The organism is Streptomyces avidinii, from assembly GCF_045161815.1.
Taxonomy (GTDB): Bacteria; Actinomycetota; Actinomycetes; order Streptomycetales; family Streptomycetaceae; genus Streptomyces; species Streptomyces avidinii.
Genome location: NZ_CP108863.1, coordinates 1715085 through 1736886 on the forward strand (window position 1 = coordinate 1715085; position 21802 = coordinate 1736886).

Here is a 21802-nt window from a genome sequence, read left to right on the forward strand (position 1 = left end):
GGTGCTGTTCGCCGTGCCGCCGCTGACAGGACACGTCAATCCGACCGTGGCCGTCGGGGCCGAACTGGCCGCCCGGGGACACGAGATCGCCTGGACGGGACCGGCCTCGGCGCTGGCCCGGCTGCTGCCGCCGCAGGCCCGGATCCTGCCCGCCGGGGAGGACCTCGGTGGCGGGTACGCGGAGCTGCACGAGCGCTGGCGCGATCTGCGCGGGGTGGGTGCGCTGCGGTTCCTGTGGGAGGAGGCGCTGGTACCGCTGGCCCGGGCGATGGTGCCGGGGGTGACCCGTGCGGTGCGCACGTTCGGGCCGGACGTGCTGGTCGCCGACCAGCAGGCCCTGGCCGGACCGCTGGTCGCCCGGCGGCTCGGGGTGCCGTGGGTGACGTCCGCCAGTACCTCGGCCGAACTGACCCGGCCCTTCGCGGACTTCCCGAAGGTCGGGGAGTGGGTGGCCGGGCAGATCTCGGGCCTGCTCGCGGAGTTCGGCGCGGCGCGGGGTGGACCGGGCGGCCGGGCGGACTGGGACCCGCGGTTCTCCGAGCGGCTGGTGCTGGTCTTCTCCACACCCGAACTCGTGGGAGCGGGAGCGGACTTCCCGCCGCACCACACCTTCGTGGGCCCGGCCTTCGGGGCGCGTCCGGCAACGCCCGGGTTCCCGTGGCAGCGGCTGGATCCGGCGCGGCGGCGGGTGCTGGTGTCCCTGGGCACCCTCAACCAGGCGGCCGGGGCCCGCTTCTACGGCGCCGTGCTGGGCGCCGCCGAACGACTCGCCGAGGAGGTCCAGTTCGTCCTCGCGGCGCCCTCCGCCCTGATCGGGGACGCGCCGGACCACGTCCTGCTCCAGGAGCGCGTCCCCCAGTTGGAGCTGCTGCCCCACCTGGACGCGGTGGTGTGCCACGCGGGCCACAACACCGTCTGCGAGGCCCTCGCGTACGGGCTGCCGCTGGTCGTCGCCCCGATCCGGGACGACCAGCCGATCGTGGCCCGGCAGGTCGTCGAGGCCGGAGCGGGAGTCCGGGTGCGGTTCGGCAGGACCCGGGCCGAGGAACTGCGCGACGCGCTCACGGCCGTGCTGGACGACCCCGGCCCGCGCCGGGCCGCCCGGCGGATCCAGGCCTCATTCGCCGCGGCGGGCGGAGCCGCCGCCGCGGCCGACCGGTTGGAGAAACTGCTATGACGCCACCCCCGCTCTCGCGGGTCCCCTGGACCTCCGCCGTATTACTGGCCGCCCTCGGCGCGGGCACCGTACGCGCCAGGCGCCGGCTCCGGGCGATCCCGGTACTGCCGGTGACCCCGCCCGCGGCGGCGGCCGGGGTGCCGCGCGCCGCCGGGTGGCGGCTGCTCACCGCCCGGGGGGTCGAACCGGATGCGCCCACCTTCCTCGCCGCCTGCGCGCACGCCGAGGCGGAGGGTCTGCGGGTGCTGGACCTGCTGCCCGCGGACCTGCCCGCCGAGCGGGCCCTGGGGCTGCTGCGCCTGGTCGACCCGGCCCGGTACCGACAGGACCGGCTCGCAGCGGGGCGCGGGGCCGGGTTCGCCGTGCTCGTCACCGAGGAGGTGCTGTCCCGGGCCGGGGTGGACCCGGCCGGGCCGCGCCCGGACACGGCGGAACTGCTCTCGCTGACCCGCCGGTTGAAGGAGTACGCCGCCGACGCCACCGGCCTGGCCATCGCCCCCGGCCTGAGCTGCGGTGGGGCCGGGGAGCCCGGTGGGCCGGCGCGGGCCGCCGAGCTGCGGGCCCAGGGGCTGCCGCCGGGGGCGCTGGCCGCCGTGCAGGTCGGCGGGCTGGCCCTGCTCGCGGGGGTCGCCGTACGCCAGGGCCGGTGGGGCGCCGCCGCGGCCGGACTGTACTGGCTCCAGCCGTACCTGGCCCTCGGCGGGCCGGGCTCCCCGCTGCACCCCGCCGGTCTGGGCCGCGCCACGGCGGCCCGGCCGGTCCGCTCCCTCGGCGCGGGCCTGCGTACGGTCGCGGCGGCCGGCCGGGACACGGCGGCGGACGGCGCGTCGGGCAGCGCACCCGACGCCGCGCGGACGGCCGCCTACCGCGACGACCTGGCGGCGGGGACCGGGCGCTTCCTGGAACCGCGCCGCGCGGACTGCCCGTGGTGCGGCTCCGACCGGCTCACGGTGCGGGTCCGGGTGCCCGACCTGCTGCAGGGCAAGCCGGGCCGTTTCACGCTGGAGCAGTGCGGGGACTGCGGCCATGTCTTCCAGAACCCCCGGCTGACCCCGCAGGGGCTGGAGTTCTACTACCGCGACTTCTACGACGGACGCGGCGGTGAGGGTGCGGGAACCGTCTTCGGCAGGCTGGGAGCCGCCTACCGGGGGCGCGCCGAGATGCTCCTTGCGCACGCCGATCCGGCGTCCTGGCTGGACGTCGGCACCGGGCACGGCCACTTCTGCAACGCGGCGCGCGACGTCTGGCCGCGGACCCGGTTCGACGGGCTCGACATGGGCGAGGGGGTGCGCGAGGCCGAGCGCCGCGGCTGGGTGGAGACCGGATACCTGGGCCAGTTCCCGGAGTTCGCCTCCAAGCTGGCCGGCCAGTACGAGGTGGTCAGCATGTACCACTACCTGGAGCACACCCGGGAGCCGCTCGCCGAACTGGACGCGGCGGCCACCGTGCTCGCCCCCGGCGGGTTCCTGGCCATCGAGCTGCCCGATCCGCAATCACGCATGGCCCGGCTCCTCGGCCCGGTCTGGCTGCCCTGGTTCCAGCCCCAGCACCAGCACCTGGCGCCCGCCGCCAACCTGCGCGAGGCGCTGGCGGACCGGGGGTTCACCGTGGTCGCCGAGGAGCACGGACCGGCCCACCAGGGCAATGACTTCTTCGGCGCGGTGGCCCTCGCGGCCACGCGGCTGGCCCCGGATCCGGACCGGCCGTGGGGCCCGGGGCCCACGCCGCGCGCCCGGCTCCTCGGGCATGCCGTACGGGTGGCCTCGCTGCCGTGCTTCGCCGCCGCGGCGGTGCTCGACACGCTGCGCACGGCGGTGGCCCGGCGCACGGACGGCGGCAACGCCTACCGGATGCTGGCCCGCAAGGACGTCCCGTGACGCGCGCGGCCGGCTCCGTCGGACCGCCCACGGGAGAGCGACCCCCTTGCGCGGCGGCCCGCCGGGACACGGCAGGAGCATCCGCCTCCGCCGTACCGCCCCGGGGGCCCGCTCCCTCGGCCGGTGCCACCGTGACCGCCGACCGCGCCGGAGGCGACCTGGCCCGGCGGGCGACGGCCGATCCGCTGTACCGGCTCGTCGCCTACGCCCTGGAGGCGGCGCACGGGCGCCCCGCGGCGGCCGTGTGGAGCGCCCCGTACGCCTTCCACCTGGGCTCCCCCGGGCTGGTCGCGGCGGCCGGCTGGCCGACGGCCGCGGCGGCCGCCCCGCGCACCGACGGCCTGGTACGGCTCAGTTCCCTCGGCCATCCCGCGGACAGCTGCGATCTGCCGCTGACCGTGACGGGGCCGCCGCCCGCCGCCCCCGCCTGGGCCGTCCGGCCGTATGCCGTGCTGCGGGCGCTGGCCCGGGAGGGGTACGGCCTCGGCGGGACGGACCTGCACGTCCAGGGCTCCCTCACGGGGGCCGCCGGGCTGGCCACGGCGGAGCCCGCCGAGTGCGCGGTGGCGCTGGCGGTGGCCGACGTGCACACGGGGGCGGGTGAGCCGCCGGACCGTGAGCAACTGGCCCGGCTGCTGGCCGGAGCGCTGCCGGACGGGGACGACGGTCTGCGGCGGGCGGTGCTCTTCGCCCGGTCGGGCCGGGCGCTGCTGCTGAGCGCGGAGCCCCGGCGGCGGCAGCGGTACGTGGCCTTCGACCCGGCGGGCTCGGGCGCGCGGCTGGTGCTGGTCGCCGTGCGCGGGGAGGCCGCGGACCGGCCCCGGGAGCTGGCGCGCGCGGTGGCCTGCGCGCGCCGGGCGGGGGCGCTGAGTGCCTGGCCGCCCGGGCAGCGGCCGGGTCGGAGCGTGCTGGTGCTGCTGCCCGAGGGGCGGCTGGCGGCGGTGCGGGCGGCGGTGGCGGAGGACTTCCGCGACCGCGGTCGGCCCGTACCGCGGTTCCTGAACATCGCCGTGGCCGGTGCGGCGCGGCGCGAGGAATGACTCCGTCCCGGGGCCGACCCGGGCGGCAGAACACTTCACCAGGAGGAGAACACCCATGCCCACCCCACCACCACCCTCGGCGACGGCGCGCGCGAGACGCGGGGCCCTGTGGCCCGCGCTCGTGGCCGGGCTCGGCGCGCTCGGCCTGCTGGGCGCCTTCACCGTGGCCAACTCCGAGGCGGCGGAGCCTGGTTCCGCGCCCGCGGCGGCGGCCGCCGCGCTGCCGACATACGACCACGTGGTGGTCGTCGTGTACGAGAACAAGCAGTACGGGGAGATCATCGGCAGCGCGAACGCCCCGTACATCAACCAGCTGGCGAACGGCGGCGCGAGCCTGACCGGGATGAAGGCGCTGACCCACCCCAGCCAGCCGAACTACTTCAACCTCTTCTCCGGTGCCACGCAGGGGATCACGGGCGACGGCTGCTACACCCCGCAGTCGATGACGGCGCCCAACCTCGGCCAGGAGCTGATCGCGGCCGGCAAGAGCTTCGCGACGTACAACGAGGACCTGCCGAGCGAGGGGTCCACGGCCTGCACCAACGGCCAGTACGCGCAGAAGCACAACCCGTGGTTCGCCTTCAGGAACGTGCCGCTGAACACCGGTAAGACCTGGGCGCAGTTCCCGCAGAACAACTTCGCGGCGCTGCCGAACCTGTCCTTCGTGGTCCCCAACCAGTGCAACGACATGCACTCGTGCTCCGTCGGCACGGGCGACACCTGGACGCGCAACAACATCGACGCCTACGCGCAGTGGGCGAAGGCCAACAACAGTCTGCTGGTGCTGACCTGGGACGAGGACAACTACCTGGGTTCGAATCAGATCGCCACGGTCTTTTACGGCGCGAAGGTCAAGACGGGCAAGTACGCCACGGCCTTCAACCACCACCATCTGCTGAGGACCTTCGAGGACCTCTTCGGCACGGCGACGCACGCGGGCAACGCGGCCAACGTCCAGCCGATCACCGAGGTGTTCGACACCTCCTCGACCCCGACACCCACTCCGACCCCCACGCCCACCCCGACACCGACTCCCACACCGACCCCGACCCCGACCCCGACCGCGGGCGATCTGCAACTGACCAGCCCGGGCCCGCAGACGTGCAGGTTCAACCAGTCCTGCACCATCCAGCTCAGTGCCACCGGTGGCAGACCGCCGGTCCGGTACGCGGCCACCGGCCTGCCCTGGGGCCTGAGCGTGGACGCCGGTTCCGGGCGGATCAGCGGCAAGCCGTGGGGCAGCGGAACCGTCCAGATCACCGCGACCGCCACCGACTCCGCGGGCACCACCGTCACCGCCGCGTTCCCGCTCACCGTCAACTGGTTCTAGACCCGGCCCCGGAGGCATCCGTGTACCTGTCGACCACCCGGGCCTCGGACATCGCCGGGGACGCCCCGGCCCCGAAGGGCCCCCTGCGGGCCGTCCCCGGCACGGTGTTCGCGCTCGGGTTGGTCAGCCTGGTCACGGACGTCTCCGCGGAGATGGTCACCGCCGTCCTGCCGTTGTACCTGATGGCCGGACTCGGCATGTCCCCGCTCGCGTTCGGCGCCCTGGACGGTCTGCACCAGGGCGCCACCGCGGTGCTCCGCCTCGCGGGCGGCCGGATCGCCGACCGCACCCGGCGCCGCAAGCTCGTCGCGGGCACCGGCTACGCGCTGTCCGCCGTGTGCAAGGCGGCCCTGCTCGTCGCCGCCACCCCCTGGTCGGTGGCGGCGGTACTCGCCGCCGACCGGACGGGCAAGGGCCTGCGGACCGCCCCGCGCGACGCGCTGATCTCGCTGTCGGTGCCACCCGGGGAGCAGGGCCGCGCCTTCGGGGTGCACCGCGCGCTGGACACGGCGGGCGCCCTGCTCGGGCCGCTGGCGGCGTTCGGGATCCTGTGGGTGGCGGTGGACGGGTACGAGGCCGTGTTCACGGTCAGCTGCTGCGTCGCCGTCCTGGGGGTGGTGCTGCTCGCGCTCTTCGTCCGCGAGGCTCCGACTCCCGCCCCGACTCCCGCCCCGGCTTCCGCTGCGCCACCCGGCCCGGCGCCCGCGTCCCGTCCCGCCCGTCCGCCGCTGCCGGTACGCACCCTGTTGCGCCTGCCCGGCCTGCGGCGGCTCTGTCTGACCGCGGCGGTGCTCGGCCTGTTCACCGTCGGGGACGCCTTCCTCTACCTGCTGCTCCAACGCCGGCTCGACCTGTCGGCCGCGTACTTCCCGCTGCTGCCCGTCGGTACGGCCGCCGTGTTCCTGCTGGCCGCGCTGCCCGTGGGGCGGCTCGCCGACCGGCTGGGCCGGAGCCGGGTCTTCCTCGGCGGGCACCTCCTGCTGCTCGTGGCCTGCCTGCTGCTCCTGGCCCCGGTCACCGTTCCGGGCGGGGCGCTGCTGGTCGTCGGCGTGCTCGCACCGCTCGGCCTGTTCTACGCCGCCACCGACGGGGTACTGATGGCCGCCGCCGGGCCGCTGCTGCCCGCCGGGCTGCGCACGACCGGGCTCGCGGTGCTCCAGACCGCGCAGGCGCTGGCCCGGTTCGCGGGTTCCCTGATGTTCGGGGCGGCCTGGACGCTGTGGGGGCCGGGCCCTGCGCTGGGCCTGGCGGCGGCCGGGCTGCTGCTCTCCGTGACGGTGGTCGCCGTGTTCGGCGGGACCCGGGCGGACCGGGCGTCGTAGGGTCGGGGCATGCCGGAAACACAGCGAACTCTCGAGGGCAGGGTGGCCCTCGTGGCCGGGGCGACGCGCGGCGCGGGCCGGGGCATCGCGGTCCAGCTGGGCGCGCAGGGCGCGACCGTGTACGTGTCGGGGCGCAGCACCCGGGGCAGCCGCTCGGAGTACGACCGGCCCGAGACGATCGAGGAGACCGCCGAGCTGGTCACGGCGGCGGGCGGCCGGGGTGTCCCGGTGGTCGCCGACCATCTGGTGCCGGCGGAGGTCGAGGCGCTGATCGGGCGGATCGACGGCGAGCAGGGCCGGCTGGACGTCCTGGTCAACGACATCTGGGGCGGGGAGCTGCTCTTCGAGTGGGACAGCACGGTCTGGGAGCACGACCTCGACAAGGGGTTGCGGCTGCTGCGGCTGGCGGTGGAGACCCACGCCGTCACCAGCCATTTCGCGGTGCCGTTGCTGTTGCGCGAGCCGGGCGGTCTGGTGGTGGAGATGACGGACGGCACCGCCGAGTACAACGCGGCCAACTACCGGGTGTCCTTCTTCTACGACATCGCCAAGTCCTCGGTCCTGCGCATGGCGTTCGCTCTGGGCCACGAGCTGGGACCGCGCGGGGCGACGGCGGTGGCACTGACCCCGGGCTGGCTGCGTTCGGAGATGATGCTGGACAACTTCGGCGTGACGGAGGCGAACTGGCGGGACGCCCTGGCGAAGGTCCCCCACTTCGGCATCTCGGAGACCCCTTCGTACGTGGGCCGGGCGGTCGCGGCGCTCGCCGCGGACCCGGAGGTGGCGCGCTGGAACGGCACGTCCCTCTCCAGCGGGCAGCTGGCGCAGGTCTACGGCTTCACGGACCTGGACGGCAGCCGCCCGGACTGCTGGCGCTACATGGTGGAGGTCCAGGACCCGGGCCGCCCCGCGGACACCACCGGCTACCGCTGAGCGGTCCGGGCGAACGGCAGGTCCGCCGGGGTGCTCTCGCTCCTGGGCCCGGCGGCCCGGAGCACGACGTCCAGGACCCGCTCGGGGTCGCACGCGTACCCTCCGCTGCACCAGGCCGGGTTGGCCTCGACGACCGCCCAGCCGCCCTCGTCCGTCAGGCCCACGTCGACCACCGTGGCCGAGGGCAGTGAGCCGTCGGCCGCCGCCAGCACCTCGGCGGCGAAGGCGCGGACCTCCGCCGCGTGCGGGTCCAGGTCGAGCGGCGCCGGGTCGAGCCGGGGCCCGACCGCGTAGCGGCTGCCGTCGTGCACGGCTCCGTCCAGGACGAACAGCCGGTACTCGCGGGCGAACCGGACGATGTCGCTGACCAGCACCGGCAGGTCGTCGTCGAAGGCGTCCGGGCCGGGCAGCCGCGAGCCGTCCGGGTAGATCCGGGCCGGGAAGAACTTGTCGGTCGGCGGTTTGACGAAGGCCGGCCGGCGCAGTCGCCGTGCCTCGGCCAGGGTGACCGCCTCGACCCGGCGCCCGGTCAGGGCGAGGGGCAGTCGCGCGAGCCAGTCGGCGGGCGGCTCCAGCGCGACGACGTCCAGCTCGCCCGCCGCCTTGTCGGCGAGCAGCGGACCTCCGTAGAGATGGGTCCGTCCGGCGCCCCGGACGCCCTCCGGGGCGCTCCAGCCCTCGGCCGTCATCGCACGCAGCCCGCGCCCGGTGGCCGCCCCGGTCAGGCGGCGCGCCGTGTCGGAGGGGCGGGGGGCGAGCAGCAGGACGCGATCGTGGGTCATGCGGGCCATACTGTCCCGGCCCGCATGGGCCGGGACAGCGGATTACCCTGCCGGGCGGGAGTCGATCAGGCGGGCCAGGCCGCCGGGGCGGACACGCTCACCGCCCGCCACCTGCGGGAGTACCTCACCACGCAGCACGGGGCCGGGGCCGCTCGGCGGGGGCCGGGATCCTCCGGGGCACCGGTCAGGGGAGGCGCAGTTCGCGGCTCTCCCCGAGCGGTGCGAAGAACCGCTCCACGTCCGCGCCGCCCACCTCGGCCAGGGTCGCCGGGGACCAGCGCGGGTCGCGGTCCTTGTCGACGACCTGCGCCCGGATGCCCTCCACGAGGTCGGGCGAGGTCAGGGCGTTGCAGGAGACCCGGAACTCCTGGGCCAGCACCTGCTCCAGCGTGTCGAGGGCGGCCGCCCGGCGCAGCGCGGCGAGGGTGACCTTGAGGGCGGTCGGCGACTTGGCCAGGATCACCTCGGCGGCCTCCTTCGCGGCGGGTTCCCCCTGGCCGAGGAGCCGTTCCACGATCTCCTCGACGGTGTCGGCCGCGTAGCAGTGGTCGATCCAGCCGCGCCGGCCGGCGAGTTCACCGGGCGCGGGGGTGGCGGCGTAGCGCGGCAGCACCTCGTGGGCGGGGGCGCCGGCGAGTGCGGCGGTCAGCTCGGGGAGCCGGTCGGCCGGTACGAAGTGGTCGGCGAGCCCGCACAGCAGCGCGTCGGCGGCGCCGACGGCGGTGCCGGTGAGGGCGAGATGGGTGCCGAGTCCGCCGGGCGCGCGGCCGAGCAGGTGGGTGCCGCCGACGTCGGGGACGAAGCCGATGCCGGTCTCGGGCATGGCGACGCGGGAGCGTTCGGTGACGATCCGGACCGAGCCGTGGGCGGAGACGCCGACGCCGCCGCCCATGGTGATGCCGTCCATGAGGGCGACGTACGGCTTGGGGTAGCGGGCGATGCGGGCGTTGAGCCGGTACTCGTCGCGCCAGAAGTCCGCGGAGGCCGTCTTCCCGGCCCTGGCGTCGTCGTGGATGGCCCGGATGTCCCCGCCCGCGCACAGGCCGCGCTCACCGGCGCCGCGGATCAGGACCTGGTGGACGGCCGGATCGGCCGCCCAGGCGGCGAGGGTCTCGTCGATGCGGAGCACCATGGGATGGGTGAGGGCGTTGATGGCCCGGGGGCGGTTGAGGGTGACCACCCCGGTCCGGCCGTCGGTGTGGAACAGCACGGTGTTCGCGTCTTCGGCCTTCGCGTCTTCGGTCTTCACACCGGCCAGTATCTCCGCGCCCCGCGCCGCTCCCGCCGTGGGGCGCTCCCGGGGCGTACCGTGGGCTGCCATGCGGAAGATCGTGCTGATGGCTGGAGTGTCGCTCGACGGGTTCATCGAGGGGCCGGACCGGGACATCGGCTGGCACCGGGTCGACGAAGAGCTGCACCAGCACATGAACGACGTGCTCCGCCCGATGGGCGGTTTCCTCAGCGGACGCGTGACGCACGAGCTGATGGCGGACTACTGGCCGACCGCCGACGCCGATCCCGCGAACACCGGTGCGGTCGCCGAGTTCGCCGAGATCTGGCGGTCCAAGCCCAAGTACGTGTACTCGCGCACGCTGCAGTCGGCCGACTGGAACACCACGGTCGTCAGGGACGTCGTCCCGGAGGAGGTCGCCGCGCTCAAGGCGGCGCCGGGCGGCGACCTGACCCTGAGCGGAGCCGATCTCGCCGCCTCGTTCCTGCGCCAGGACCTCGTGGACGCGTACCGGATCTACGTGCACCCGGTGCGGATCGGCCGCGGCACGCCGCTCTTCCCGACCCTCGACTACGGTCCGGTACCCCTGCGGCTGACGGATACCCACACCTTCGGCAACGGCGTCGTGCTGCTGCGCCACGAGCGCGCGTGAGGTGGCGGAGTGGGCCCGGGCTCAGTCCCGGGGACGGGCCCGGTGCTCCTGCCAGGCGGCCAGGGCCTCGCCGCGGGCGCCGTCCGGGTGCTGGGCGTGCCAGGCGCGCAGGAACCGGTTGAATTCGAACTGCGCACCCACCTCACGGGGTTCGGCCGCCTCCGCGCGGGTGGCGTGCCAGTGGGCGACGGCCTCGGCGAGGGTGTGCCCCTCGTGCCCCGCGACGTAGTCGCGCATGAAGGCGTCGAAATGGAACCCGGGTCCGATCTCCCGTACGAAGTACTCGCGCAGCACCTGGCTGCAGCGCTGGCCCGGCGGGATCACGGTCGCTCCGGTGACGGGGGCGGCGAGCTGTCGCCCGGCGCGGCGACGTGCCGGCCCGGGCGGAGCGGCGGGCGCCGGGAGTCCGTCGAGGGCGGCGGCGAGCCGCGCGGTCAGGGCGGCCTTGCCGCCCCCGGTGGCGAGACCCATCTCCCGTGCGAGCGCCGCCAGTTCGACCAGCGTCCAGTACCAGCGCAGCAGCTCGGCCCCGGTCAGAGCAGTCGTCGGAGCGGGCCGGGATCCTGCTGTATTCGTACTCACGTTCCCATTCTACGCAGAACCGCCGGTACGCCGGCCCGCACGCCCCACCGTCTTGCGAGGAGAGAACCCATGACCGAAGAACCGAACCGCCTCGTCCTCGGCGAGGACACCGCCCTGGTACTCATCGACCTCCAGACGGGCATCCTCGGCCTGCCCACCGCGAAGCCCTCCTCCGGGGTGCTCAAGCAGGGGATCGCGCTCGCCGAGGCGTTCCGCGCCCACCGGCTGCCCGTGGTCCTGGTCAAGGTGGCGTGGTCCCCGGACGGCGGTGACCTGCCCACCGCGAACGTGGACCGCCCGGGCCCGGCCGCCGCGCCGCCCGCCGCCTTCTCGGAGATCCCCGCCGAGCTCGCCGCCCTCGGGGACGTGGTCGTCACCAAGCGCCACTGGGGCGCCTTCACCGGTACCGAGCTCGACCTCCAGCTGCGCCGCCGCGGCATCCACCGCATCGTGCTGGGCGGGATCTCCACCAGCGTCGGCGTCGAGTCCACGGCCCGTACGGCGTGGGAACTCAGCTACGACCTGGTCTTCCCGGAGGACGCCACCGCCGACATCGACGCCGACTCCCACGCCCACACCTTCGGGAAGATCTTCCCGCGCATCGGCAAGGTCAGCACGACGGACGAGGTCATCGCGGCCCTGGACTCCTGACGGGCGACGGTTCACCCGTAACCGAGCGGGCGCCCGTGGGTTAGCAGCGGGAAGGTGAGGGAGTTCTCATGGCGCAGCGGCACACCACGTCCCTACGGCTGCGCCTTCGCTACCGGTTCGACAATCTGGTGGCGGGCGGGACCACCGCGCTCATCGGCTGGTTCGCCCTCGCCTGCCTCGCCGTCGTGGTCCCGGCGAGCACGGTGCTCGTCTGGGCCGACCGGAGCGCCCCGCCGACCCTGTCCGGCCGGCTCACCGCCGTGTGGGTCAGCGTCGGGCAGACGCTCAAGATCGGCGGCGCGGTCGGCCCGCCCCTCTACGTCCTGGCCTCCGTGGCACTCGCCCTGGTCGCCCTGCTGTTCGTGTCCACACTGGTCAGCCTGATCACCACCGGCATCAACCGGCGCATCATGCTGCTCCGCCGCGGCCACTCCACCGTGCTGGAGTCCGGGCACACCGTCGTACTGGGCTGGTCCGACCAGATCTTCCCGGTGGTCGGGGAGCTGGTGGCGGCCAACTCCAACCAGCACCGGTCGGCGGTCACCGTCCTCGCCCCGAAGGACAAGGTGGAGATGGAGGACGAGATCGCCACCTCCGTCGCCGATACCGGCACGACGAGGATCATCTGCCGCAACGGCCGCACCACCGACCCTGCGGACCTCGCCCGGGTGAGTCCGCGGACCGCGAAGGCCGTGCTCGTGCTGCCCCCGGAGGGGGACACCGGCGACGCCCACGTGGTGAAGACCCTGCTCGCCCTCGACGCGGCGGTACCCGAGCCCGGCGGGGCGGTGGTCGTCGCCGCCGTCCGCGACACCCGCAACCACGTCACCGCCCGGCTGGCCGCCGGGCCCGGCGGGCACGTCGTATGCGTCGACGACATCATCGCCCGGCTCCTCGTCCAGACCGCCCGCGAGCCCGGTCTCTCGCTCGTCTACCAGGACCTGCTCGACTTCGCCGGCGACGAGTTCTACACCGCCCCGGCCCGGGGCCTTGCCGGACATACCTTCGGCGAGGCCCTGCTGGCGTTCAGCACGTCCTCGGTGGTGGGCCTGCTGCGCCCCGGCGGCGAGGTCGCTCTCAACCCGGACCCCGGGACGCCGATCGGCACGGACGACCGGATCGTCCTCGTCTCCCGGGACGACGACACGGCCGTGCAGGAGGACGCGTCCTCGTACGTCGAGGAGGACGCGATCGTCACGGTCCGCCCCGCGGCGCCCGTGGCCGAACGGCTGCTCCTCCTCGGCTGGAACCGCCGCGCTCCGCTCATCGTGGAGCAGCTCGACCAGTTCGTGGGACCCGGGACCACGCTCGACGTGGTCTCGCTCGGCGACGAGACGACGATGCGCTGCACCTCCGGCATCTCGGGGGCGCGCAGCCGCCTCGAAGTGGACTTCCGCAGCGGGGACATCACCGACCCCCGGCTGCTGGCCAAGCTGGACGTGCCCTCGTACGACAGTGTGATCGTCATCGGGGAGACGGGCCTCGAGGCCGTTTCCCCGGCCCCCCTGCCGCCCGCCCGGGCGATCGACCTCACCCTCGCGCCGGAGACCGGGACGGATACGGACGACCGGACGCTGGTCACCCTGCTGCACCTGAGGGCGATCGGGGAGGCCGCGGGGCGGGAGCTGTCGCTCACCACGGAGATGTCCGACGACGGCAACCGGCTGCTCGCCCCGGCCCGGGAGGGCGCCGACTTCATCGTCAGCGGCCGGCTGATCAGTCTGCTCATGACCCAGATCTCGGAGAACCGCCATCTCGCGGACGTCTTCGAGGAGTTGTTCCGGGCGGAGGGGAACGAGCTCCATCTCAAGCCCGTCGCGGACTATGTGCGCACCGACCGCGAGGTGGCCTTCGCCACCCTGGTCGAGTCGGCGCGCCGCCGCCGCGAGTGCGCGCTGGGCTACCGGCTGCGCGCCGAGGCCGCCACGGGCCCCGCGTACGGTGTGCGGCTCAATCCGGACAAGCGGCAGCGGGTCCGCTTCGGCGAGCACGACTGGCTGATCGTGCTCGCCGAGAGCTGAGGCGTCCGCCGTAGCGGCCGCCGGTCGCTCAGAGCGTCGAGTGGACCTCGAGGGCGGTCCGTACCGCGGACTCCAGGGCTCCCTCGATCCACGCCGGCTTGATGGAGGTGTGGCACCCGGCGAAGTGCAGGTTCCCCTCCGCCTTGCGGACGTGGGGGAAGAGCTCGGTGTGCTGGCCGGGCAGCAGCACGGAGGCCTCGCCGTAGGCGTACGGGTCGCGCATCCAGGACTGGGTGCGCCCCACACCCGTGTAGAACACCTCGATCCGCTGCCCGAACACCTCCTGCACCCCGGCGAGGGCGCGGGGGTAGCGCTCCTCGTCGTCCAGGGAGTCCCACTTCAGGGCGTCGTCCGACCAGCTGTAGGAGGCGAGCACGACCCCGCCCGCGCTGCCCTCGACGGGGTAGGAGGGCTGGAACATGAAGCGGTTGGGGTTGTCGGTGGCCGAGCCGCCGCCGATGACGTGGGCCGCCTCGGGCTGGTCCCGGGTGACCGCGCGGCAGGCCGCGTAGTGCGCCCGCTGTCCGCTGGAGATGCCGCGGTCGGACACGGACGAGTGCGCGCCCAGCAGCGTGCCGTCCGCCGGGGTCTGCCCGAGCTGGTACTTGCGGTACAGGCCCGGCTGTACCGCCTCCAGTTCGCGCTTCCAGTCGGCCTCGTCGAACTCCCACCAGCGGCGGCTGAATTCCAGCAGGACCTTGGTGGCCGCGTCGTAGTGCAGCTCGGTGATCGCGCGCCGCTTGCCGTACGAGAGCGCGGGCGCGACAGGGATGTGGCGCAGCCCGGAGAAGGGCACCGTGATGATCGCGGTGTCGCCGGTGAACGTCTCGCGCCGCACGGCGCTGCCGCCGCGGCCCTCGGAGACGGTCTCGATGCTGACCCGGCCCTCCCCGTGGGTGATCCGCGTGGCCCGGCGGTCGAGGCGTACGAGGTCCTCGACGCGGGCGTAGAGGGCGTCGGCCAGGGTGGCGGTGCCGCCGGGCAGTTCGAAGAAGGCGGTGTCCGGGCTGATCAGCGAGGCCCCGATGAAGCTGTGCACGAAGGCGAGGTGCAGTCGCGAGGTGAGGTTCTCGACGGTTCCGATCAGGTCGATCGTCCGCTCGTCGAGCTTCGCCTCCTCGGTCAGATAGCGGTACATCGACATGTGGCCGTAGCGCTGGATGACGCGCGCCCAGCCCTCGACGAGCTGCTTGTCCTTCTTGCCCTCGATCTCCTTGCGTACGGGGGCGAAGGCGTTGCGGACGATCTGCGCGGCCGGCACGCCCTCGTAGGCCGCCGGGACACCGAAGGACTTGTTGAGGGCCTGCGGGCTGCGCGCGTAGTCGGCGCGGCGGACGCGGATGCCGTTGACGAAGATCCACGTACGGTAGGCGGGGCGGCCCGACCCGTCGACGTCGACCAGGTGGAAGCGCCGGCGCTTCAGGCCGAGGCTGTCGATCAGCCCGGTGACCAGGGGGTGGCTGTCGGGGATGCGCATCGCGCCGGCCTCGGCGTACTGCTTGGGGTCGGCGAAGGGGGCCGCGGACTTCTCGTGGCCGCCGGACCGGAAGGTCTTGATCCGGCCGCCCACCCGGTTGCCGTTGGCCTCGATGACGGTGACCTGGTGTCCGGCCTGGTGGAGCAGGTGGGCGGCGGTGAGCCCGGCGGGTCCGGCGCCGACGATCAGGACCTTCTTGCGGGTGCGGGAGCGGGGCAGGCCGTGCTTCAGGAGGACGTCGGAGTAACGGGGCACCAGGGGCTCGTCGTCCTCGTCCCGTACGAGGACGGCCCGGGCGATGGTGAGGCAGGTCTCCCAGTCGGGGCGCGCGGAGCCGGACGGCGCCTGCGGGGTCCCGGCGGACGCCGCGGCGACCGACAGGGCCCCGGCTCCCGCGACGGCGGCCGCGCCGGCGATGACGGTGCGGCGGGAGGGGCGGCGGGCTGCTGCCGGGGCCGGCTCGTCCGAGGTGCCCGGCGTGGGGTCGGGTGCGGAAGCGGGTTCAATGATCATGGATCAACTCTCCCGGCCCACAGGCGCCTTGATCGCCCAAAGCCACCCGGGAGGGGAACAATCACCCGGACGTGCGGTGTGCGCCGCACGATGCTGACGAACGGGCATTCGCACCCGCCGGACGGTACGGACTCGGCGCTTCAGTGGATCCGGCGCACCCGCTGGCTGGTGAGTTCGTACCGGGCTCCGACGATGGCCAGGTCCCCGGCCGCGACCTTGGCCGCCAGCTCCCGTTCCGCGGCCAGCCGCGCCCGCACCAGCCGTACGTTCGCGGTGATCGCGGCGTCGATCCGCGCGGCACCGCGCAGCGTCCGGTCGATCGCCGGGTGGATCTGGTCGACCAGGTACTGCATGTGGCCCGGCAGCGGGGCCCCTCCCCCGGCGGCCCGGACGGCCGCGGCGACCGCCCCGCACGACTGGTGCCCGAGGACGACGACCAGCGGGATACCCAGTTCGAGGACTCCGTACGTGATGCTCCCGAGCACGGCCTCGTCCAGCACCTCGCCCGCCGACCGTACGGTCAGCAGGTCACCGAGGCCCTGGTCGAAGACCAGCTCCGGGGGCACGCGCGAGTCGACGCAGCCGAGCACGACGGCGAAGGGGTGCTGGCCGCCGACCAGCGTCTGCCGCACGATCCGCGTCTCGTCGGGGTGCCGCTCGTGCAGGGTCCGCCAGCGCGAATTCCCCGCCTCCAGTTCCACCAGCGCGGACCGGGGGGTGGCGGGCCGGACCCTTCCGGGCCCTCCGGTGACGGGGGCCTCCGGGGTGCGGGGGGAACCGGCCACCAGGCCGGCCGCCAGGGCCACCGTGCCGGTCAGCACCACCCGGAGCAGCCGGCGCCGCCCGGGACCGCCGCGACTTTCAGCATGCATGCTCATATCAGGACAAACTATGCATATCCAGTCCTGCAGGGTGGGCGCCGCTCTCGGGAGGAGCCCCTCAGCGGGGTGTCAGCAGCCGTGCGAGCACCGCGCGGAGCTGCTCGCGCACCCCTTCGTCGGTGATCACCCCGTCCGGGCCGACCGTCCCCCGGTCCACCGGGAGGTTCACGCAGGCCGACTCCACGATGTCCGCGCCGGTGTAGCCCAGGACGGTCCTCAACGTGGCCTCCGCGCCCCGGCCCCGGCCGGCGGCGGCCGCGTTGACCCAGGCCACGGGCTTGTCGCAGATCTCGGTACCGCCCACCGTCCAGTCCAGCAGGTTCTTGAACGAGCCCGGCAGGGTGCCCGCGTACTCCGGGGCGCAGATCAGGACCGCGTCCGCCGCGCCGATCGCCGCGCGCAGCTCGGCCACCGGGGCCGGGAGGGGATCGGTGTCGTCGTCGGGGTTGAAGTGCGGCAGAGCGGCCAGGTCCGGGTAGCGCACGGTGCACACGTGCGCGGGCGCCACCGCCTGCGCGGTGCGCAGCACGGACTCGTTGGAGGAACCGGTCCGCAGGCTTCCGGACAACAGGAGGATCAAGGGTGGTGTGGACATCCGGTCAACCTACTTCCGAGCGGAACCGTTCGGTGCCGAAGCCCCGGAGCAGGGGCGAGACGGTCGGCCGTGTCCGGGCCGGACACCGCGAGCCCGGCCCGACCGGTAGGGCACACCCTTGAGGGGAGGCGCGGTCGGCCGGGCCCGCGTTCAGCCGACGTCGGAGCGTGCGGCGGTGTCGTCGAGGAAGCCGCCCGACTGGTGCTGCCACAGCTTCGCGTAGGCGCCCTCCGAGGCGAGCAGCTCCTGGTGCGTGCCGTGCTCGACGATGCGTCCGCGGTCGAGGACGACGAGCCGGTCCATGTTCGCGACCGTACTCAGCCGGTGCGCCACCACGAGGGCCGTCCGTCCCTCCATGAGCCGCCACAGCGCCTCCTGGACCAGGATCTCGCTCTCGGAGTCCAGGGCGCTGGTCGCCTCGTCGAGCAGCAGGATCGGCGCGTCGCGCAGGATCGCCCGGGCGAGCGCGACGCGCTGGCGCTGTCCGCCGGACAGCTTGACGCCGCGTTCGCCGACCATGGTGTCGAAGCCGTCCGGCAGGGCGTCGGTGAACTCCGTGACGTGCGCCGCCTCGGCCGCCCGGCGGATCTCGGCCTCGGTGGCGTCCGGGCGGGCGAAGGCGATGTTCTCCCGCAGGGTGCGGTGGAACATCGCCGGGTCCTGCGGGACGTAGGCGATCAGGCTGCGCAGGTCCGCCTGGCGCAGTTGGCTGATGTCCTGGCCCCCGATCAGGATCCGGCCGGCTTCGATGTCCGTCATCCGCATCAGCAGCCGGGTGAGCGTGGTCTTGCCGCCACCGGACCGGCCGACGAGGCCGATCTTCGTCCCGCCGGGCACGTCGAGGTCGAGTCCGTCGAAGAGCGGCTTCCCGCCGCCGTGGGCGAAGGTGACCCGCTCGAAGCGGACGTCCGAGGCCCCGGGCCGCAGCGGTTCGGGCGAGGCCGGGTCGAGCACGGTCGGCGGTTTCAGCAGCAGTTCGGTGAACTGCCCGGCCTCCGTCATCGAGCTCTCCAGGCGGCGGTAGATCTGGTTGAACTCGAACATGATCCGCGTGGCGCTGGCGTAGTAGGTGAAGGCGACGATGACCGCCTCCACCCCGTGCTCTCCCCCGCCCAGCGTGACGGCGAGGAGCAGGCCCAGTGCGTTGGTCAGTACGGACATCGGCGCGACGACCGTGTCGATGCGCAGGTTGCCGTAGTCCCAGGAGCGCAGGGTGAGCCGGCGCGACTCCGCGACGCGCGACCGATGTTCGGCGGCTTCGCGTTCCTCGGCGGCGAACGCCCGGACCGTGTCCATGTTCATCAGGCTGTCGGCGACGTGGCCCGACACCCGGGCGATCGCCTCCTCGCGCTGGGCGACCAGGGTCTGGCGGCGCCGGATCAGCGGCGCCACACCCAGGGCGGTCACCGCGATCAGGACCAGCAGCCCGGCCACGAGCAGCGGGTCGTACTGCCAGAGCACGACGGAGGCGAACAGCAGCGGTACGAAGCTGCCCATGACCGAGAAGGTCAGGGTGTCGACGAACTCCTCGAAGCGGGAGGCGAAGCTCAGCACCCGCTTGGTGAGTGATCCGGCGAAGTTGTCGTGGAAGAACGCGGCGTCCTTGGCGAACAGTTCGTCCATGCCGACCACGTAAAGGTGCTCGATGCCGCGGGCGTCGAGGCGGTTGAGGCAGTGCAGCCCGACGCGCCACAGCGCTTCCGCGAGCAGGAGCACCCCGGCGAAGGCGAGGACGTAGGGCAGCATGGCGTCGACGGTGGTGCTGCCGCCGCCGGAGATGCGGCCGACGAGCTTGGCGACGATCAGCGGCGCGATGTAGTTGATGCCGATGTTGCCCAGCGCCGGGAGCAGCATCGCGGGTGCGGTCAGCCGGCGAAGGCGGACCAACTCCCGTCCGTAGTAGCGAAGTGCGAGGAGTACCGAGCCCCTGCCCGGTGAACCTTCGGCCGATCCAGGCGTTCCCATTACAACCCTGTGCTGTCGTGTGGCGGGAGGATTTCAGGAACCGAAGTGTCCCGCGACGGCATCCGCCCGGTCCAAGGATTTTCCCGAATGGCGGTATGTCGTCCCCGATCGTCCCGCCCGATCGCCGCGGTACCGGAAATGGTGGAGGGCCGCTCCGGATCACTCCGGAACGGCCCGTGGTCCTGTGCGGTGCGGGTGCGGGTGCGGGTGCGAGTGCGGCCGAAGGCGTGGGTTACGGGACGGGCTGCTGCTGGGTGACGCAGTGGATTCCGCCGCCGCCGGTGCCGAGCCGGTCGATGTTGAGCTGCTCGACGGTACGGCCCGGGTAGAGCCGGGCCAGGGTGGCCTTCGCCGCGGTGTCTGCTCGGGTGTCGCCGAAGTGGGCGGGCGGGCGAGGGTGCGGCCGGGGCCGGGGCGTCGCCGTCCGGATGGTGTGGTGCGCGAGGCGGCGGCCGAGGGCCGGTGGCGCGCGGGGGACGCCCCAAGGAGTGCGTCGAGGAGTGCGGGCCGGGCACGACCCCGTGCGGTTGCACAGGCCGGCCCGGCGGTCCGAAGGGGCGGGAGGTTCGGCCGCCCTGCTCGGAATCCTCACTCTGGCACTGACTGAAAATTCAGTTAATAGGCTGGGCAGACCCGGTGCGCAAGGAATCACGGAAGTCGAGTGTGAGACCTGCGAGAGACGCGCGGGAGTCGGGGAAGAGCCGTCCGCGACATCCGCTGTGAGTACGGGTCCCTGCCTCGGGGCGTTGCGGGGCGAGGCAGGGCCGCGAGGCCGGGCCGCAGGGGCGGCCCCGGCCCGGCGGGCGCGTCAGACCTGCCGGAGCCCTGCCAGTTCGGCGTCGATGGCGCCCCGCATCAGTTCACGGGCGTGGTCGATCTTGATGCCACCGCTCAGCCAGCGCATGCTCAGGCCCTCCAGGAGGGCGGTGAGCCGCTCGGCGGCCGCGGCGAGCGCCGAGGCCGGCACCATCGGCTGGACCTGGCCCAGCAGCGCGGCCACCTCCTGGACCCACACCAGGGTCGCCCGCGCCAGGTCCTCGCGCAGCACCTCGTCGAAGACGGCGCTCGCCCGCAGTTCGCCCCAGGCCGAACTGTTCTCCCGTACCTCCACGGTGTCCTGGAGTTCCAGCAGGAGGGTCTCCTCCAGCTCCTCGCGCGGAGTGAGCGGCGGGTCGTCCGGGTCCCGCTCCGTGGTGTAGCGCTCGGCGCGGTCGTTGATGAACTCGAGCGTCTGGCGCAGGACGCCCGTACGGTCCTTGAAGTGGTAGTAGATCAGGGCGGTGGAGACGCCGGCCTCGGCCGCGAGTTCCTCCACGCGCAGCCCGCGTACACCGCGCCGGGCGATCACCCGGGCGGCGGCTTCGAGGATCTGAGTACTACGAGACGCCATGCTCCGCACCCTACCGGGGTGATCGGGTGCGTATGTACGCGGCCCGTCACCAGGAGTGCCGGACGGCGCGCGGGCCGCCCCTGCGGGCGGGGCCGTCCGTGCCGGCCGGGGCGGCCCGGCCATCAGACGGCCGGCGGCACGGCCGGGTGCGACTGGGTGGCGCAGTGGATTCCGCCACCGCCGGAGGCGATGCCGTCGATGGAGAGCTGCTCGACCCGGTGGCCCGGGTAGGCGGCCTGGAGGACGGCGTAGGCGACCCCGTCGGCGTAGCCGTCGCCGAACTGCGGCGCGATCACGGCGCCGTTCGCCGTGTAGTAGTTGGTGTAGCTCGACAGGAATTCCTCGCCCCGGCCGCGGATTTTGCGCCGGTCCGGTCCGGGCAGCTCGGTGACGGCCAGGCGGCGGCCGTGAGCGTCGATGGCGCTCTGCAGGACCCGCTTGGTCTCCTCGTAGACGGCCACCCACTTCTTGTCCGCGCCGGGGCCGGGCCTGTCGAGGATGACCCGGCCCGGGGAGACGAACCGGGCCAGGCAGTCGATGTGGCAGTCGGTGATGTCCTGGCCGGCGAGGCCCGGTACCCAGATCACCTTGTCGATGCCGAGCGCCGTCTTCATGGCCTGCTCGACCTGGGCCTGGCTCATGCCCGGGTTCCGGTTGGCGTTCACCATCGAGCTGACCGTGGCCAGCAGGGTCCCCTCACCGTCGGTCTCCAGGGAGCCGCCCTCGCCGACGAAGCCGGCCCGGATCCGGTTCACCTCGTACTCGGCGAGCAGCGTGCGGGCCGCCGCCGCGTCGTTGGCGAAGGGCTGGGCGTATGTCGTACCGGCCTTGCCCCAGCCGTTGAAGTTGGTGTCCACACCGGCGACGGCACCCGGGGCGACGACGAAGGTGGGACCGAAGTCCCGGATCCAGAGGTCGTCGTTGGGGATGTCGATGACCTGGATGCCGTAGTAGGCGCCCTGTCCGCACTGGTAGCGGGCCTCGGCGACCTGGCCGGGGCGGGCCAGCATCACGACCGGCTCGTAGCGCGAGATCGCGTGCGCCACCTCGGCGATGTCCCGGCGTACCGCGCCGAGGCCGCTGTCCCACACCGACGAGAGGGCCGGCCAGGCCATGTACGTACGAATGTGCCGGTCGGTCTCGGCCGGCATGCGGAGCGTGCCGGCCTCCGCGGCCGAGGCCGTGCGCGCCAGGGACTCCGGGAGGGCGGTGGAGCCGAGGGCCGCGAGCGGCAGGGCCGCCGCGCCCAACCGGAGCACGCGACGGCGCGAGGTACGGGGGTTGGTATCCATGGTGACTCCCTGATGAGGAGGGGCGGGATGCACGGCATCCTCGCCTTAACTGAAAATTCAGTCAACCCTTGACCGGGTGTCGCCCGGGTGC

At 73.8% G+C, this 21802-nt stretch carries 19 protein-coding genes; 9 read left to right on the forward strand and 10 right to left on the reverse strand.

The features are described from left to right. Nucleotide 1: 1 nt before the first annotated feature. The 6 genes from OG373_RS07645 (at nt 2) to OG373_RS07670 (ending at nt 7679) form a co-directional block, all read left to right on the forward strand. On the forward strand, nt 2–1177 hold the full coding sequence (locus OG373_RS07645; RefSeq protein WP_405443977.1) for a glycosyltransferase: 1176 nt from the start codon (nt 2–4) through the stop codon (nt 1175–1177). After that, nucleotides 1174–3054: a methyltransferase domain-containing protein gene (locus tag OG373_RS07650; RefSeq protein ID WP_405436924.1), complete on the forward strand. Its 1881-nt coding sequence runs from the start codon at nt 1174–1176 to the stop codon at nt 3052–3054. The genes OG373_RS07645 and OG373_RS07650 overlap by 4 nt, the downstream gene beginning before the upstream one ends. Nucleotides 3055–3185: 131 nt before the next feature. Next, nucleotides 3186–4094, forward strand: coding sequence for a galactokinase (locus OG373_RS07655; RefSeq protein WP_405436926.1), 909 nt, complete (start codon nt 3186–3188; stop codon nt 4092–4094). A 55-nt stretch (nt 4095–4149) separates the two neighbouring features. After that, entirely contained in the window at nt 4150–5424 is a 1275-nt protein-coding gene (locus tag OG373_RS07660) for an alkaline phosphatase family protein (RefSeq protein WP_405436928.1), read from the forward strand. A gap of 20 nt (nt 5425–5444) precedes the next feature. Beyond that, nucleotides 5445–6746: an MFS transporter gene (locus OG373_RS07665; RefSeq protein ID WP_405436929.1), complete on the forward strand. Its 1302-nt coding sequence runs from the start codon at nt 5445–5447 to the stop codon at nt 6744–6746. A 9-nt stretch (nt 6747–6755) separates the two neighbouring features. Then, entirely contained in the window at nt 6756–7679 is a 924-nt protein-coding gene (locus tag OG373_RS07670; RefSeq protein ID WP_405436931.1) for an SDR family oxidoreductase, read from the forward strand. Here the strand turns inward: OG373_RS07670 and OG373_RS07675 are convergent. Continuing rightward, entirely contained in the window at nt 7670–8461 is a 792-nt protein-coding gene (locus OG373_RS07675) for an ATP-grasp domain-containing protein (RefSeq protein WP_405436933.1), read from the reverse strand. The two genes, OG373_RS07670 and OG373_RS07675, sit on opposite strands and share 10 nt — an antisense overlap. Before the next feature lie 184 nt (nt 8462–8645). Next, complete coding sequence (locus tag OG373_RS07680; protein WP_405436935.1) at nt 8646–9887, reverse strand: enoyl-CoA hydratase/isomerase family protein; 1242 nt, start codon at nt 9885–9887, stop codon at nt 8646–8648. On the opposite strand from OG373_RS07680, the gene OG373_RS07685 reads away from it, so the two are divergent. Continuing rightward, on the forward strand, nt 9781–10344 hold the full coding sequence (locus tag OG373_RS07685) for a dihydrofolate reductase family protein (RefSeq protein ID WP_405436937.1): 564 nt from the start codon (nt 9781–9783) through the stop codon (nt 10342–10344). The genes OG373_RS07680 and OG373_RS07685 overlap by 107 nt on opposite strands. Nucleotides 10345–10365: 21 nt before the next feature. Here OG373_RS07685 and OG373_RS07690 read toward each other — a convergent pair whose 3' ends face one another. Further along, nucleotides 10366–10926: a DUF6434 domain-containing protein gene (locus OG373_RS07690; RefSeq protein ID WP_405436939.1), complete on the reverse strand. Its 561-nt coding sequence runs from the start codon at nt 10924–10926 to the stop codon at nt 10366–10368. Between the two features lie 69 nt (nt 10927–10995). Between OG373_RS07690 and OG373_RS07695 the strand changes: the two genes are divergently transcribed. Together OG373_RS07695 and OG373_RS07700 are read left to right on the forward strand one after the other, a co-directional pair. Further along, nucleotides 10996–11577 (forward strand): isochorismatase family protein, encoded by a 582-nt coding sequence (locus OG373_RS07695; RefSeq protein ID WP_405436940.1) that lies wholly within the window; start codon nt 10996–10998, stop codon nt 11575–11577. Between the two features lie 68 nt (nt 11578–11645). Further along, entirely contained in the window at nt 11646–13598 is a 1953-nt protein-coding gene (locus OG373_RS07700; RefSeq protein WP_405436942.1) for a CASTOR/POLLUX-related putative ion channel, read from the forward strand. A 28-nt stretch (nt 13599–13626) separates the two neighbouring features. On the opposite strand, the gene OG373_RS07705 is transcribed toward OG373_RS07700, so the two are convergent. The 7 genes from OG373_RS07705 to OG373_RS07735 form a co-directional block, all read right to left on the reverse strand. Beyond that, entirely contained in the window at nt 13627–15588 is a 1962-nt protein-coding gene (locus OG373_RS07705; protein ID WP_397729537.1) for a flavin monoamine oxidase family protein, read from the reverse strand. A gap of 140 nt (nt 15589–15728) precedes the next feature. Beyond that, on the reverse strand, nt 15729–16460 hold the full coding sequence (locus tag OG373_RS07710) for a carbonic anhydrase (RefSeq protein WP_405436944.1): 732 nt from the start codon (nt 16458–16460) through the stop codon (nt 15729–15731). A 67-nt stretch (nt 16461–16527) separates the two neighbouring features. Next, nucleotides 16528–17064 (reverse strand): NADPH-dependent FMN reductase, encoded by a 537-nt coding sequence (locus OG373_RS07715; protein ID WP_405436946.1) that lies wholly within the window; start codon nt 17062–17064, stop codon nt 16528–16530. A gap of 150 nt (nt 17065–17214) precedes the next feature. Then, complete coding sequence (locus OG373_RS07720; RefSeq protein ID WP_405436948.1) at nt 17215–19029, reverse strand: ABC transporter ATP-binding protein; 1815 nt, start codon at nt 19027–19029, stop codon at nt 17215–17217. A 232-nt stretch (nt 19030–19261) separates the two neighbouring features. Further along, nucleotides 19262–19621: an agmatine deiminase family protein gene (locus OG373_RS07725; RefSeq protein WP_405436950.1), complete on the reverse strand. Its 360-nt coding sequence runs from the start codon at nt 19619–19621 to the stop codon at nt 19262–19264. Between the two features lie 216 nt (nt 19622–19837). Beyond that, a complete protein-coding gene (locus tag OG373_RS07730) occupies nt 19838–20419 on the reverse strand; it encodes a TetR/AcrR family transcriptional regulator (RefSeq protein ID WP_397729550.1) in 582 nt (193 codons plus the stop codon). A gap of 122 nt (nt 20420–20541) precedes the next feature. Further along, nucleotides 20542–21711 (reverse strand): agmatine deiminase family protein, encoded by a 1170-nt coding sequence (locus OG373_RS07735; RefSeq protein WP_405436952.1) that lies wholly within the window; start codon nt 21709–21711, stop codon nt 20542–20544. Between the last annotated feature and the right edge of the window lie 91 nt (nt 21712–21802).